This is a genomic window from Azospirillum doebereinerae, assembly GCF_003989665.1.
Lineage (GTDB): Bacteria > Pseudomonadota > Alphaproteobacteria > Azospirillales > Azospirillaceae > Azospirillum > Azospirillum doebereinerae.
Window position 1 is genome coordinate 1 of the sequence record NZ_RZIJ01000031.1, and the last position, 14,730, is coordinate 14,730.

The 14,730-nt window shown below is 70.4% G+C and carries 15 protein-coding genes and 1 tRNA gene; 8 read left to right on the forward strand and 8 right to left on the reverse strand.

All coding sequences use genetic code 11. From position 1 onward, the window contains the following. On the reverse strand, positions 1-329 hold a 329-nt coding region (locus EJ913_RS26870), incomplete at its 3' end, for a hypothetical protein (RefSeq protein WP_127003747.1). A 116-nt stretch (positions 330-445) separates the two neighbouring features. Between EJ913_RS26870 and EJ913_RS26875 the strand changes: the two genes are divergently transcribed. The 5 genes from EJ913_RS26875 (at position 446) to EJ913_RS26895 (ending at position 4,331) form a co-directional block, all read left to right on the forward strand. Next, positions 446-1,099, forward strand: a complete 654-nt coding sequence (locus EJ913_RS26875; RefSeq protein WP_127003749.1) for a DsbA family oxidoreductase — start codon at positions 446-448, stop codon at positions 1,097-1,099. A gap of 229 nt (positions 1,100-1,328) precedes the next feature. Continuing rightward, positions 1,329-1,943 (forward strand): Hint domain-containing protein, encoded by a 615-nt coding sequence (locus EJ913_RS26880; RefSeq protein WP_185909959.1) that lies wholly within the window; start codon positions 1,329-1,331, stop codon positions 1,941-1,943. A gap of 243 nt (positions 1,944-2,186) precedes the next feature. Then, positions 2,187-2,372 (forward strand): hypothetical protein, encoded by a 186-nt coding sequence (locus tag EJ913_RS26885; protein ID WP_127003753.1) that lies wholly within the window; start codon positions 2,187-2,189, stop codon positions 2,370-2,372. 279 nt (positions 2,373-2,651) lie between these two features. Further along, positions 2,652-3,050, forward strand: a complete 399-nt coding sequence (locus EJ913_RS26890; RefSeq protein ID WP_127003755.1) for an aegerolysin family protein — start codon at positions 2,652-2,654, stop codon at positions 3,048-3,050. Between the two features lie 117 nt (positions 3,051-3,167). Next, the gene (locus EJ913_RS26895; RefSeq protein WP_127003757.1) at positions 3,168-4,331 is read left to right on the forward strand and encodes a DUF8189 domain-containing protein; all 1,164 of its coding nucleotides are present in this window, start codon (positions 3,168-3,170) and stop codon (positions 4,329-4,331) included. 167 nt (positions 4,332-4,498) lie between these two features. Here EJ913_RS26895 and EJ913_RS26900 read toward each other — a convergent pair. From EJ913_RS26900 to EJ913_RS26915, 4 genes are all read right to left on the reverse strand, one after another. Then, positions 4,499-4,574 (reverse strand) — tRNA-Glu (locus EJ913_RS26900). A 90-nt stretch (positions 4,575-4,664) separates the two neighbouring features. Beyond that, positions 4,665-6,464, reverse strand: coding sequence for a single-stranded-DNA-specific exonuclease RecJ (gene recJ, locus EJ913_RS26905; protein WP_127003759.1), 1,800 nt, complete (start codon positions 6,462-6,464; stop codon positions 4,665-4,667). A gap of 356 nt (positions 6,465-6,820) precedes the next feature. Continuing rightward, positions 6,821-8,116, reverse strand: a complete 1,296-nt coding sequence (locus tag EJ913_RS26910; RefSeq protein WP_127003761.1) for a DUF5666 domain-containing protein — start codon at positions 8,114-8,116, stop codon at positions 6,821-6,823. Next, complete coding sequence (locus tag EJ913_RS26915; RefSeq protein WP_185909960.1) at positions 8,113-9,051, reverse strand: DUF6502 family protein; 939 nt, start codon at positions 9,049-9,051, stop codon at positions 8,113-8,115. Before EJ913_RS26915 ends, EJ913_RS26910 begins: the two co-directional genes overlap by 4 nt. Before the next feature lie 202 nt (positions 9,052-9,253). Here EJ913_RS26915 and EJ913_RS26920 point away from each other — a divergent pair, with 202 nt between their 5' ends. Next, positions 9,254-9,484, forward strand: coding sequence for a hypothetical protein (locus EJ913_RS26920; RefSeq protein WP_127003763.1), 231 nt, complete (start codon positions 9,254-9,256; stop codon positions 9,482-9,484). Positions 9,485-9,567: 83 nt separating this feature from the next. After that, a complete protein-coding gene (locus EJ913_RS26925) occupies positions 9,568-10,206 on the forward strand; it encodes a hypothetical protein (protein WP_127003765.1) in 639 nt (212 codons plus the stop codon). Positions 10,207-10,220: 14 nt separating this feature from the next. Here EJ913_RS26925 and cutA read toward each other — a convergent pair whose 3' ends face one another. Continuing rightward, positions 10,221-10,535: a divalent-cation tolerance protein CutA gene (gene cutA / locus EJ913_RS26930; protein WP_127003767.1), complete on the reverse strand. Its 315-nt coding sequence runs from the start codon at positions 10,533-10,535 to the stop codon at positions 10,221-10,223. 130 nt (positions 10,536-10,665) lie between these two features. Between cutA and EJ913_RS26935 the strand changes: the two genes are divergently transcribed. After that, positions 10,666-10,998 carry a hypothetical protein gene (locus EJ913_RS26935; protein ID WP_238522339.1) on the forward strand — a complete coding sequence of 111 codons (333 nt, stop codon included), beginning with the start codon at positions 10,666-10,668 and terminating at the stop codon, positions 10,996-10,998. Positions 10,999-11,020: 22 nt separating this feature from the next. Here the strand turns inward: EJ913_RS26935 and EJ913_RS26940 are convergent, their stop codons facing one another. Further along, positions 11,021-13,999 (reverse strand): PAS domain S-box protein, encoded by a 2,979-nt coding sequence (locus EJ913_RS26940; protein WP_127003769.1) that lies wholly within the window; start codon positions 13,997-13,999, stop codon positions 11,021-11,023. 363 nt (positions 14,000-14,362) lie between these two features. After that, positions 14,363-14,581 (reverse strand): DUF1127 domain-containing protein, encoded by a 219-nt coding sequence (locus EJ913_RS26945; protein WP_127003771.1) that lies wholly within the window; start codon positions 14,579-14,581, stop codon positions 14,363-14,365. Positions 14,582-14,730 lie beyond the last annotated feature (149 nt).

Sequence of the window (14,730 nt, forward strand, 5' to 3'; positions counted from 1 at the left end):
CGACGCTCTTCCGATCTGTCGTCGTCGCGCCCCAAACGGTCGAGCAGGCTCTCCAGCGCGTCGCGGCTGAGGCCGGACGCCGAGGGCCGGGCGCCCCCCGCCCCGCCGCCGCTCCGCGCGCCCGCCGGGCTGGCGGCGTTGGAGGCCGGGCGCGCCGCGCGCTCGATGGCGGCGGCGGCGATGGCCTTCAGGAAGGGCTGGGCGATGCCGCGCAGCAGGTCGGGATCCTCGGCGGCCCAGGCCATCAGAAGCTTCTGCGCGTTGGCGCGGCTGCCCTTGGCCGCCAGGATCGCTTCCCGCACCTTGCCGTCGACATAGGAATTGCTCATCGCCCGCACGCCCCCGTCCTGGCCGCGACCCCAAGTTCGCCACGGTCTGGCGACTCTCGGTCCACAGCGGTTAACAAAGAGTTGCCCGAAAAAGATCCCTCGCCGATAGTAAGGCCATGCTGATCGAAACCTTCGCCGATCTGACCTGCCCCTGGTGCTACATCGGCAAGCGCCGGCTGGACCGCGCGCTGGAGCAGCGGCCGGGGATCCGCGCCGACCTCCGCTGGCAGCCCTTCCAGCTGAACCCCGAGATGCCGCCGGGCGGCATGGCGCGGGCCGACTACCTCGTCGCGAAGTTCGGCGGCGCCGAGCGCGCCCGGCAGATCCACCGCGTCGTCGAGGAAACCGCCGAACGCGACGGCTTGGCCCTGGCGCTCGACCGCATCCAGCGCACGCCCAGCAGCTTCGACGCGCACCGGCTGATCCGCATCGCCGGCCGGCGGGGCCTGGGCAACGCCATGGCCGACGCGCTGTTCACCGCCTATTTCGCCGAGGGCGTGGACATCGGCGACCGCGACGCCCTGGCCGCCACGGCGGCGCTGGTCGGGCTGGACTTCGCCGAGGCGCGGCGCCTGCTCGACACCGACGCGGAGGCCGCGTCGGTCCACGCCGCCGATTCGCTGGCGCGCCAGATGGGGTTGCAGGCGGTTCCCTGCTACATCTTCAACCGCCGCTACGCCCTGTCGGGCGCGCAGGAGCCGGCCAGCTTCCTGCCCCTGCTCGACCTCGGCGCCGAGGAACCGGAAAACCTGTCGGTCGTCACCGGCTGACCGGCGGGGACCGCCGGAAACGGCGGCCAGCTCGGAGAGGCCCTGTCAACCGAAACCTCCGATTGCATCAATTCAACCCAAGATGTTTCAATTCAACAGTTTCATTTGTTTGCAAACTGAATAATCCTTTGGCCGTATGTCCGTCGGCAGAGCCGATGGGCGGCGGGTTTCAGAGTTCGGCGGCCTTCGGAAGCCGTCTCTGAAAACAAACAAAAGGACGTTCAAGACCATGGCCCCCCTTCCCGATGCCACCTGCATCCTGCGTGGCGCCCTCATCCGCGCGATGTCCGGCGACGTTCCGGTCGAAACGCTGAAGATCGGCGACTTCGTCCAATCCGCCATCACCGGGGAATTCCGTCCCATCCGTTGGATCGGGCGCCGGACGCTGTCGGGGTCCGCGTTGGACACGGAGCGGCTGCGCAAGGTGCATCTGCCGGTGCGGATCGCCCGCGACGCCTTCGGTCCGGCCGTTCCCGAGCGCGACCTCCACATTTCCCCCGGTCACGCCATCATTCTGGGTGAGCATGGCGTTTCGGCCCGCCTCCTGATGAACGGGACCTCCATCGCCCAAGTCGAGGCGATGGCGAGCATCGCGTATTTCCACATCGAACTCGACACGCATGACAGCGTCTTCGCCAACGGCCTGCCCATCGAGACCTATCTGGAAAGCGACAACCGCCACGCCTACGACAACGCGGCGGAGTACGAGGCGCTGTACCCCGGCGACGACCCGCGCGTCCAGGTGCCGTGCGTGAAGATCGACATCCCGCTCGCCCTTCTGGAGTTGATCCGCTCGAAGCTGAACGAGCGCGCCGCGCTGTTGCGCGTGGCCGAAACGGCCTGATTTTTCAGCATTCCGTTCAGCCGAACGGGACGCCGCTTGCGCGAGACCTGGGGCCGCTCCATTGGAGCGGCCCTTGCTGTTTCCGCCCCCCGACGCCGTCGAAGCAACCGTTGGCCCGAACGGAAGAGCACCGATCGGCTTACCCTGCCCGGATCCCGAAGGAGTCCCTGTCGAAGTTCGTATCAACGAAACAGACAAGGCCGATGAAAGCGCGGTCTTTCAAAATCGACAAGGAACGCTCCCATGCCTTTCCACCAGGATCGGATCACCCGCACCCAAATCAGACACGACGCGAGAGAAGATTCCACTGCAAGACTGGAAGCCGCCGGCATCTTCCTGATCTTCGGTATCTTTTCGGCGGTGAAGCTCACCCTGGCTTATGTGAAGCGGTTTGCAAGGAAGGGTGCGCCATCGGAAACGGGGTGGTGACGCCGGGCGTTCGGAAGCTGCGGGCGACCGCACGCAACCAACGGAAAAGCCGGACCTTGTCCGTTGTCCGCTCCCCGGCGCCGCCCGTATCGGCGTGAACAAGGCCAATTCCTTCCCGCCGCCTTGCCGCGTGCACGAATTTTTAAAAACAACTCCACCGCAGAATGATCTTTGATTGCGTATGCATGAATTCATTTCCCTTGTAAATAGAAGATTTCATGTAGAATTATCTAAAAGTGGATAATTTGATCCATACATATATAAATACGGGAGCATGCGATGGCCGATTCTCTCCAATTCCATCTCTACATCAACAACCGCTCCGGCAAGACGCTGACGTTCAACAGGGTCAATCTGGATTGGGGCAACTTCAACAACCCGGAAAACGGGGCGAAGCCGCCCGTCGCCTCCATTCCGCCGCGCACCTCCCTGATCGCCATGATCGTCACCGGCGCCGAGAACAGTTCGTCCGGCACGGAAGGAAACGTCGTCTACAACGTCGAGGGAACGGGCCAGACCATTTCCATGTACTGGAACGTTCCGTGGGTTGCCGGCACGACGAATTACTGCACGGCCTCCAACAGCGACGAGGCCGACATCGTCTGGATCGCCGACCCGACGAGCGACACCGGGCGGGTGCTGTCCACGACCGCGACCTTCGTCTGGCTCGGCGCCTGATCCATGGCCGGGAAAGCTCGTCCGCATCGAGCGGATGAGCTTTCCCTCATCGCGTCGCATCCCGGCTGTTCTGCCGCCGTGCCGAGCCGCCGATCCCGCCGGTCTGGAGGAAACCCCATGGAACCGTCACAGGCGTTTCAAATCGACAATGTCCAAATCAGCATCTCGACCCACTGGTGGGGATTCGAACTGCATCTCAACGAGGACGCCGTTCAATTGCTGGAGACGATCCGGGACCTCGCGGAACGGCTGGCCAAACTGCTGGATCCGGAGCTTGCGCCGGTCATCAAGCTGGCCATCCTGATCGAGAAGGAATGGATCAAGCTGGTCGACCAGGGCAACGGGGTGAAGCTCGTCTCTCCCTGGGTGTCTCCGACGATGCTGATTCCGCTGCCCGATTCCCAGCCCACCCATGTCGACGACAACAGCCTTTACTGGACGGTCTACGACCCGGCGAAGGGCTGGAGCGAGGATGTGAGGTTTCCGGCCAACCACGCGGAGGTCGGCCCCGCCTTGGCCAGCTTCGGCGGGCGCCTGATGTGCGTGCATCGCGGCGCGGCGGACGACAGCTTCCTCTTGCGGACCACGCACGATCCGGATCAGGGCTGGTCCAGGGACCAGCGTTTTCCAGCCCATGTCACGTCCTCCGAACCGGCGATGGCGGTGTTCCGGGATCGTCTCTACTGCGTCCACAAGGGCGACGGCGGGGATTCAAGCCTGTGGTGGACGACCTTCGACGGCACCGCCTGGAGCCAGGACCAATGCTTTCCCGCCCATCTGAGCGCGACGGGGCCGGCCGTCACCGTGTTCGGCGATCGGCTGGTCTGCCTCCACCGCGGCGCCCAATCCGACGACAGCGTGTTCTCGACGGCGTTCGACGGGACCAGCTGGAGCCCCGACCGCCGCCTGCCCCTTCACACCACGTCGAAAGTGGCGGTGGCCGCGTTCCAGGGCCGGCTGCATTGCGTCCACAGGAACAGCGACGGCGACCTGTGGTGGGCGACGACCGCCGACGGCACCAACTGGGAGACCGCCGGGCGTCTCTACACCTACACCTCGAGCGGCCCCGCCCTGGCCGTCTACAACGACCGGCTCCACTGTGTGTATGTGGGGGGCGGCAGCGACGGAGCCTTGTATTGGAGCGTCCTCGACGGTGACCAATGGACGCCTCCGACCCGCATGTCCGCGCGCGGCAACGACGTGCCCGCGCTGATTTTCTACCGCGGCAAATACGGAACCCAGGACCATCTGCTGTGCGTCCATCGCGGCTACCGGAGCTAGGCAACCCCGTGGAAGCCATCGCGTGACGGCGTGCGCGGACGCTGGTCGCGCCGCGCGCTCGACCATCCATCCGGTCATCCGCCGGGCAAGCCGGCCGGCACCGTTCGAAACGATCCGCAAAAACGACTAAGCCCCGCACGAGGCGGGGCTTAAGTCATTGAACCGGTTGGCGTCCCCAACGGGATTCGAACCCGTGTCGCCGCCGTGAAAGGGCGGTGTCCTAGGCCTCTAGACGATGGGGACGTCGTTCGCGGTGACGCGCTTTCTAAAGATCACGACGCCTCGGCGCAAGCGCTTTTTTGCACGATCATCATCTTTTCAGGCGCCATCCTTTCACGCGGACCGCGCCGGGGCCGCGTCGTCGATCAGAAGCTGCACGCCCTCGGCGCCGTTCCAGCGGTCGATCCGCAGGATTCCGGCGAGGTGGAACGGCGTGCCGCGCCCCGTCAGCAGCGCCTGCCCCATGTCGCTGTCCAGGGCGCGGAAGGCGATGGCCTTGAGACGGCCGCCGTCGTTGCCTTGCAGGATGCAGCGCACGTGGTTGGCGCCCACCACGTCGGCCCGCACGACGCGGGCGTCGGCGATGGCGAAGCGCGGCTCGGCGTTGCCGGTGCCGTAGGGGCCGAGCGTGTTGAGCTTTTCCACCAGCGCCGTGGTCGCGGCCCCGACCGACAGCGCGCCGTCCAGCTCCAGCGTCGGCACCAGCGGCGCCGCCGCGACCTCCTCGGCCACGCGCGCGCCCAGGAAGTCGCGCAGGGCCTCCAGCTTGTCGCCCGCCACGGTGAAGCCCGCCGCCATGCGGTGGCCGCCGCCGCCGATCAGCAGGCCCTCCTGCCGGGCGGCGATCACCGCGGCGCCAAGGTCGACGCCGCGCACCGAACGGCCCGACGCCTTGCCGATCACCGTGCCGTCCGCCGCCGTCTCCAGCGCCACCACGCAGGCCGGGCGGCTGTAGCGCTCCTTCAGGCGGGCCGCGACGATGCCGATCACGCCCGGATGCCAGCCTTCCCCCGCGACGAAGACCAGATCCGCCATGCGGCCGGATTGCGCCGCCACGCGCTCCAGCGCGTCGTCCAGCACGACCTGCTCGACCGCGCGGCGTTCGGCGTTGTGGACCTCCAGCTTCTGGGCCAGCTCCATCGCCTCGATGGGGTCGTCGGTCGACAGCAGGCGGGCGCCGAGGTCCGACGCGCCGACGCGCCCGCCCGCGTTGACGCGCGGCCCCAGCACGTAGCCGGCGTGGTAGGCGTCGGGCTTCTCCTTCACCCCCGCCACGTCGGACAGCGCCGACAGGCCGGGGTTGCCGCGCCGGGCCATCACCTTCAGGCCCTGCGCCACCAGCGCGCGGTTCAGCCCGGTCAGCGGCACCACGTCGCACACCGTGCCCAGCGCCACGAGGTCGAGCCAGTCCATCAGCTTCGGCTCCTCGCGGTCGCGGTAGAAGCCGGACTGGCGCAGCGCGCGGTTGACCGCCACGATGGTGATGAAGGTGACCCCCGCCGCGCACAGCGTCCGGTAGGCGCCGTCCTCGTCCAGCCGGTTCGGGTTGACCAGGGCGACCGCCGGGGGCAGGCGCGGCTCGGCCGCGTGGTGGTCGAGCACCACCACGTCCAGCCCGGCCCCGGCCGCCGCCTCCAGCGCCGCGAAGGCCGACACGCCGCAATCGACCGTCACCACCAGCGACGCGCCCTCGGCCTTCAACCGCAGCAGCGCCGGGGCGTTGGGGCCGTAGCCCTCCTTCACGCGGTCGGGGACGTAAACGCGCAGATCCGCGCCGACCGAGCGGAAGAAACGGCGCAGCAGGGCGGCGGAGGTCGCCCCGTCCACGTCGTAGTCGCCGAAGACCGCCACCGTCTCGCCGTCGCGGATGGCCTGGGCGATGCGCGCGGCCGCCGGGTCCATGTCGCGGAAGCGCGAGGGGTCCGGCAGCAGCGCCTTGAGCGTCGGGTTCAGGAAACCGTCGCAGGTCTCCTCCGTCACCCCGCGCGCGGCCAGCACGCGGCCGACGATCTCCGGCAGCCCGCGCGACTGCGCCAGGAACATGGCCTGCCGTTCGTCGCAGGCCCGCGCCTGCCAGCGCTTGCCGGACAGGGACTGCGCGACGTTCAGGAAGGCGGCGGCGGTGTCGGTCATGATCGAGGGGGACCCGGACTTGCAAGGATGGACGCAAGCCATAGCAGAGAAGCGCCCGCCCCGCCCAGCGTCGGGCGCCCCCCAGGGCGACACGGTCAGGTCGACAGGGGATCGGTCGCGCGGGAAAGGCGCCCTGAGACACGGATGAACACGGATATCCACGGGCGAACACGGATCGGGGATTTTCCTTTCCTCCCCGTCCATCCGTGGGCCGGCACCGCCGGCATCCGTGTTCATCCGTGTCAAAAGCCCTCGTCGCAGGGGGACTCCGGTCCTCGGACTCCCTGGCCCCGCGCGCGTCGGCCCCTCCCCTGGTGACGCCTACCGCTTGATGGTGTCGGTCCCTTGGCGGTCCGTCATCGTGATCCGTCTCCCCCCCGACCGCCCGGACCGCCGCGTCCGCCGCCGGGGGGACCGCCTCCCGGCGGCCCTCGGCCGGGTCCGCCGCCCGGAGGACCGCCCATGCCGGCGCGACCGCCCCCGCCGCCAGACGGGCCGCCCATGCCGTTCCGGCCGGAGTCCGGGCCGTCGCCGCCGCGCCCCATCCCGTCCAGGGAGCGCCCGGCGCCGGGCGGCCCCTCGCCCCGGACGCCATCGCTTCTTTGGCCATCGCCTCTTTGCCCCTCGCCTCTCGGGCCTTCGCCCCGCGCGGCGTCCGCCGGTCCCGAGGCGTCGGGCGCACCGAAGCCCTGGGCGCCGTCGCGGCGCGATCCCTCGCGCGCCAGCCCGGCGGCGCGGTCGGCCTCGGCGCCGGGGGCGGCGGTGCGGCCGATGGACGGCGCCCCGAAGGCGCGGGAACCGCCGATCCCGCCGCCCGATCCGACCACGCTGTCGATCACCACCCGCCGGCCGGGGGTGGCGCCCGGCACCGCCGCGTCCAGCCCGGCCGGACGACCGGCGGCGTCGACGAAGGTCTCGACCGACAGGGCGCCGACGGCGGCGCCGAAGGGGTTGAAGGGATCCGGCGCCACGGACAGCGCCAGCGACCCGGCCGCGACCCGGCCGCTCGCCCGCACCGCGCTGCCGACCGGCGGCACCGCCGCGTCCAGGCCGCCGCGCGACAGGGGCAGCCCGGCGATCGTCAGGGTGGATGGCCCGACGGCGTCGAGACGCCCGCGCAGCAGCCAACCCTTCGTCTCGTCCCAGCCGTCGACGCGGCCGGCGGCGATGACCCCGTCGGGACGGCGCAGGCCCGACACGGCGACCCAGCTCCCCGGCCGCAGCAACGTCCGCCCCACGCCGGGGGCCGTCTCCACCCGCTGCCCCAGCACGACGGCGGTCGCGCCGTCGAGCCGTTCCACCGGCCCGGCGACGGCGTAGCGCACCTCCAGCGTCCGCGCCTCCAGCCCGGTCGGGCCGCCCGACGCCGCCGTCATCGCCACCAGATGGCCGATCCGGATGGCCGAGGGTTCGGCCGGGATGCCTTCGACCCGCACGGCGGCCGTCGCCGGCAGATCGACCCGCAGCCCGTTGACCCACACGCTGCCGAAGGCGGTGACGGTGCCGACGATGCCGGTGCCGCCGATGCCGCGGTCGCCCACCGAGATGCCGGTGCCGCCGATTCCACGGTCGGCGAAACCCGGCGCGAGACCGGCGCAGGCGCCGATCAGCAGGACCAAGGAAAGGATCAGGGACCGGCGGCCGACCGTCACGGCGCCGTCTCCCCGTTTCCGGAAGGGGGCGGCGCGGAAGCGGGCGGGTCGTTGGGTTTCCCATCGGGTTTCCCGTCCGGGGCGCTGTAGGCGTAGAGGCCGGCGGTGAAGCGGTGATGCGCCTCGTCCTTGCCCTCGTCGCGGTCGGCCAGTTCCATGGCGATGCGGTTCAGGTGGACCAGCATGTCCATACCCGCCCGTTCCGCCTCGATCCGCAGGGTCGCCACCGATTCGGCGGTCAGCCCGTCATGAAACATGGCCCGCTCCAGGAAGGGCGGCGCGCCGCCCGCCAGATTGTGCCCGGCCGCGGCGATGTGGTCGGCCAGATTCCTGCCGAAATAGTAAGCCAATTTGTCGATATCGCCACGCGGCAAATGGGCCGAGACGACCAGATCCAGACGCCCGTCCGCCCGCTCCGTCACCAGCCCGGCGTGCAGCAGCTCGTCGAGCAGCGCGCGGGGCCGGATGTCCTTGCTGACGCCGGTCACCAGGGTCTCGAAGGCGGCCTCGCCCTCCGCCGAGGCGACGCGGGCGAGCGGCCGGGGCCGGCCGTCCGCCTCGCGGTAGTCGTCGTGGCCGAGCCAGCGGCCGAGCACCTGGGCGCCCAGCGACGGCGACGACGCGGCCACCGCGTCGGCCGAGGGAGCCTTGCCGCGCAGCTGGCTGACGTCCTTGCGGTGGACGCCGGTCAGCAGGGTGATCCGGCTGTCGCTCGTCGGCTTGCCGGGCAGGGCGAAGTCGCGCTCCGCCACCTCGACGTACACCGCCTTCACGAGGCCGGAGAACATCGGCCACGGGATGCCGAAGCCGATCAGGGCGCGCACCAGCGGCGTCAGCACCCGGCGCATCGCCGCCACCACCGCCGGGGGCGGGGCGGCGAGCGGAGCCGGGCCGTTTCCGGCCGGCTGTCGGGGATCGGGGCTGCGTGTCGGCACCAGGCATGCTCTCCGGGCAGGAGCCACGGCGGCGGATGGCCGTGGGAGATTTGCCCACAATAACCCGCCTACGCCGAAATGGAATGGCGATTCCGCTTGATGTGGGAATTTTTCCCACGCATCATGAGGCCAAGAGAGAGGGACACGGCTCCCGCACGCCGTTCGAAGCCGGGCGGAACGCCCGCGTCACAGGAGAGACTGGATGGACACGCCCCACCCCAACGGCCCGCTGGGCATGGTTCCGTCCACCGCCGAGACCGCCGGAATCGCTTGCGCCCCGAAGGCGGGCGCCGCCGCCGGCGTCCCGGTCGATCCGTCGCCCTACGACGCCGCCGCCCTGACGGCCATGGTCGAATCGCTGCGGCGCGACCTGGGCGAGCAGCTGGTGTCCCTGGCCGGCGGCGGGACCGGCTTCCTGCGGCTGCAGTCCTGACCATGACGACGCAGGGCCGCTCCGGCCCGGACGCCGGCCAGCCTCTCCGACCCTCCCCTCCTTTCCGACAGCGAGCCCTCGCCATGGTGCCGCCCTCCGCCCCCGACACCGCCGCCGCGCGGCGCGCCCTGGCCTCGGCCGGCGTCTTCGGGGCACTCGCCAACCTGCTGGTGCTGTGCGCGCCGCTGTACGTCGGCGTCCTGTACGACAGCCTGCTCCAGGACCGGGGGAACGGCGGGACCCTCCTGCTCGCCCTGGCCGCGCTCGGCCTGTTCGGGATCCACACCGCGCTGGACGCCGCGCGGTCGCAGGCCCTGGCGCGGAGCGGTTCCGCCCGGCGCGGCGCCGGGCCGGACAGGGCGTGGCTGCTCGACGCCGTCTGGATTCCCGTTCACCTGCTGGTGCTGGCCTGGGTGCATCCCTATCTGGGCGCGATGGCGCTGGCGGGAGTCGCGGCCCTGGCCGCGCTGGCGGCGGCGGGCGAATTGTCGGAGCAGCCGTTGCGTGGCGGGCACTCCACGGCGTTCCGGGCGGGCCTGCGCTTCTGCGGGGTGGTCTATCAGGCGCTGGCGCTCGGCGTCGGCGCGGCCCTGGTGCTGCACGACGCGCTGGCGCCGGGCCTGTTCCTCGGCGGCGTCGTGGTCGTCCTGACGGTCCTGCCGGCGGCGGCGCGCGCCGCCGGGGCGCGGCGCGAGGGACCGGCGGCCGTCCGGCCGGTGTGAGAGAGCGGATCGGGTCAGGCGGTTTCGGCGCGCAGCCAGTCCAGATAGGCCGGGTTGCCGCGCTCCAGCTTCAGTTCCACCACGCAGGGCGTGTCGTAGCTGTGCAGCGCGCGCACCCGTTCGGCAAGGCGGTCGAACAGCTCCGCGCGGGTCTTGGCGATCAGGACCGCCTCCGGCGCCTCCTCGACGGCGCCGTTCCAGCGGTAGACCGAGGTCATGCCGTCCAGCACGTTGGCGCAGGCGGCCAGACGCTCCTCGACCAGGGCGCGGCCGATGCGCAGCGCCTCCTCCTTCGAGCCGGCGGTGATGTAGGCGACGACGAGGTCCATGGTTCGGCGGAGCCTTCCTTATTCGGTGCGCGGGAAACGGGTTTCGCGTAGGATGCGCCCCGACTTTGCCACAGGCCGTCCGGTGGCACGAGACCCCTGCCCTTCCATTCTCTCAAGGTTCCAAGCGATCATGGCCGTGCCGCGCCGTTCGGGTTCCCGCCGCGTCCCAACCGATGTCCAGGCGGCGTGGCTGCGCCGTGGATCCGACCAGCCGGGCGGCAAGCTGCCGCTGTTCGACGAGCGCGGCCAGCGCGTGAAGAAGCCCACGGTGGACGCCTGCCTGAAGGCCGGCTGGGCGGAGCGCTGGTTCGACAACCCCCTGAAGCCCGACTGGCTGGTCTGCCGCCTGACCGACGCGGGGCGCACGGCGCTCGCCGGGGAAACCGCCACCGCCGACGCCGCCGCCGAGGGGGCGGCCGAAATGGCGGCCGAACTGGACGAGCGGCAGGGCGCGCTGATCTGACGGATCGGCGCGGGCCCGCGCCTCACCTCTTCCCGATCTTTATTGGCTTGGGTCTCCGCCCCTCGCGGCCTTCCGACGCTCCGAGCAGGCGTTCGACCTCGCTCCACAGCTGACGCGGGGTCACCGGCTTGTGGATCACCGGCACGCCGTGCGCGGCGGCGTCGCGCAGGCTGTCGGTCCCGGTCTCCCCCGTCAGGATCATCGCCGGCACGCCGGCGCCGTAGCGCTCGCGCACCCGGCGCACCACCTCGGTGCCGACGCGCCCCTCGCGCAGGCGGTAGTCGGCGATGAGGATGTCGGGAGACCGGTCCTGCGCCGCCAGCCGCTCCATCGCCTGATCGGCGCTGCCGGCGGCGAGCACGGTGTAGCCCCACTCCGTCAGCACCGTGCGCAAGCCCAGCAGCACCACCGCGTCGTCGTCCACCAGCACCGCGAAGCGCCCCCGTCCGTCCGGCGCCGTGGCCGGTGCCTCGGCGGCGGCCGGCTGCGCCTCGCCCAGCGGGACCAGCACGCGGAAGGCCGAGCCGCGCCCGTGGACCGAGCGCACCTCCACCGGGTGGTCGAGCAGCAGCGACAGCCGCCGCACGATGGCCAGCCCCAGCCCCAGCCCCAGCGCGCGGTCGCGCTCCGGGTTGCCGACCTGGTGGAACTCCTCGAAGATGCGTTCCAGATGATCGCCGGGAATGCCGATGCCGGTGTCCTGCACCTCGATGGCGAGCCGGCCGCCCTCCTCCTTGCAGCGCAGCCGGATCATGCCGGACTGGGTGTAGCGCAGGGCGTTGTCGACGAGGTTGCGCACCAGCCGGGCCAGCAGCGTGCGGTCGCTGCGCACCGTGGCGTCGCAGCTCTCCAGCCGCCACTCCAGCCCCTTGCCGGTGGCGAGCGGGGCGTAGGCGGCGTCGATGGCGTCGATCACCGCCGCCACCGGGAAGTCCTCCAGGGTCGGGGTGATCGCCCCGGAATCGAGCCGCGACACGTCCAGCAGGCTGTCGAGCAGCCCCTTCATCGAATCCAGCCCCTGGTCGAGCCGGCGCAGCAGGTCGCGCCCCTTGCCGTCCGGCACGAAATCGGCCAGCGCGGCGGAGAAGAAGAACAGCGATTGCAGCGGCTGGCGCAGGTCGTGGCTGGAGGCCGCGAGGAACTTCGACTTGGCGAGGTTGGCGCGCTCGGCCTCCTCCTTCGCCGCGGTCAACTCGCCCTCGATCACCTTGCGCTCGGAAATGTCCTCGACGATGGAGATTCGGTAGGCTTCCTCCAGGTCGGCGTCGGGCGACAGCGACGAGGTCACCCGCACCCACACCGGCTGACCGTCGCGCCGGATGCAGCGCTTCTCGATGGCGTAGCTGGGGATCACGCCGGCCATCAGATGGGTCAGCAGCACCTCCTCCATCGCCAGATCGGCCGGGTCGGTCAGGTCGGCGTAGGTCATCTCCAGCAGTTCCTCGCGCCGGTAGCCCAGGATGGCGCAGAGCGTCGCGTTGACGTCGAGGTAGCGGCCGTCGCGGTCCAGCCGCTCGATCCCCACGGCGGCCAGCTCGAACACCGCGCGGAAGCGGGCCTCGCTGTGGCGGCGGGCGGCCTCGGCCCGGCGCAGGTCGGTCACGTCCTGGAAGAAGACCGCCAGCCCGTCCTCCGACGGAAAGGCCCGCACCGCGTACCACGCCTGGCGGGGCGGGTAGAACGCCTCGAAGGCCACCGTCTCGGTCCCGGCGATGGCGCGCTGGAAATGCGTCGCGAAGACCGAGTTGGTGGAATCGGCGAAGGCGTCGCGCATGCGGCGCCCGGTCAGGTTCTCGCGGCCGCCGATCAGGGCGCGGGCGCGGTCGTTCATGAAGGTGATGCGCCAGGAGCGGTCGATCTCGAACACGCCGTCGGTCGTGCTCGACAGCACCGACGCCGCCTTGTGCGCCATCGCGTTCGCCGCCGCCTGGGCCTGGGCCTGGGCCTGCAGGGCCTCCGCCATCGAATCGAAGGCGCGGCCGAGCATCCCGATCTCCGAGCGCCCGTCGGCCAAGCCGGTACGGGCGCTGAGGTCGCCCTCGCTCCAGCGCCGCGCCGCCTCTATCAGGGCGTAGGCCGGGCGCCGCAGGAAACGGTCGGCCCCCCACCAGGAGGCCAGCAGCGTCAGCAGCATCACCACCCCGATCACCGACAGCGCCCGGACCATCGCCCGCTCGATCGGGACCAGCACCGCGCCGCGCTCCACCGAGACGGCGACCAGCATGCCGTCCATCCCCTCGCCCAGCGGCACCGCGCCGACGAGGCGCGGCTGGCGGTCGAGGCCGGGCAGCTCCATCACCGCCGGGGCGCGCAACCCCTCCAGCGGTTCGTAGCCGCTCGTCGGCAGCCGGTGCCCGACCGTGCCGGGACGGTCCGGCACGCGGGCGAGCACGACGCCGTTGCGGTCGAAGATCGTCAGCGCGTAACCCTCGGGCAGCGGGCGCGACGCCAGGGCGTGCGTCACCCAGCCGAAATCGATCAGGGCGCCGGCCGTGCCGACGATGCCGCCGCCCACCTCCTGGATCGGCAGCGCGACCGGCAGCGCGACCGCCTCCCGCGGGAGCGGTTCGGTCGAGGGGGCCGCGACCGAACCGATGGCGAAGCCGGCGCCGTCCAGGGCGCTCTCGACCTCGGGCTGCCCGTGGAGCGGCTGCCCGGCGCCCTCCGGGTCGGTCGTGCAGCGCGTGATGCGCTCCGGGCCGGCGATCCGGACGCGCAGATAGGGGGGGATGCCCGGCCGCAGCCGCTCCAGGAACTCCTGGCAATCGGCCGGGGATCCGTCGCGCACGACCGGCGTCTGGGCGATGGTGAACAGAAGCTGGCGCACCCCGAGCATCATGCGCTCCTGCTCCGCCGCGAAGAGCTGGGCGAAGCGCAGGATGGTCTGGCGGACCTCGTCCTCGCGGGCGGTGCGGAGTTGCACCTCGTTGTCGATCTCGATCACCGCCGCTGGGATGAGGGCGAGAAAGACGAGCAGCAGCAGGCGGTGAAGCAAGCTCATGCGGCGGAGACTTTCGCGGCGTCGGCAACACCCGGCCCGGCGGCGTCTTGCCAGCGGAACGGCGGGTTTCAGTCCTGGAATGGAACCGGCATCAATATTAACGGACTTTAACCATGATGCCGCACGCTGACGCAAGCCTCTGAACGGGACTGTGCCTCTTGGACAGACAAAAAACTTCGGCAGCGAAGGATTGTCCGGAAGAGAACACGACCGGGCACACGAAAGCCCCGGCGGGTGAGCGCCGGGGCTTTCGTGTGCCCGCTTGAGAGAAGTGGGCCGGACAGGTCGGAGGCTGTACCGGCGATCATCCGGTCCGGGCGCCGTTGCGCCCAGGCCGGATGTCGAGCCGGTCGCGAACCCGCATCAGAGGGTACGGCCGCTGCGGACGGCGTTGTGGATGTCGCCACGGTACAGGCCCATGTCGGACAGCTCGACGTCGGACATCAGGTTCAGTTCGGATTCCGCGCGATACAGTTCAGCGCGCTCCTTGACCCAATGAACAACGCGCTGAAAGAAGGACGAGCGGTTTGTTTCAACGCCGAACAGTTCGCCGGACGATGAAGGAATGGAAGAATAGCTCATGATGGTCTCCTAGGATCGGTGCCGTGTTGTTGATGAATACTTACATGTTGCATGTGCGAAATCAATGAGCGGGGCGATGCATACCCGATGCCTCAGCCCTGCGCGAATTCGATAGAACGTTCGTGGTCATATCAACGCGGCGGAAACCC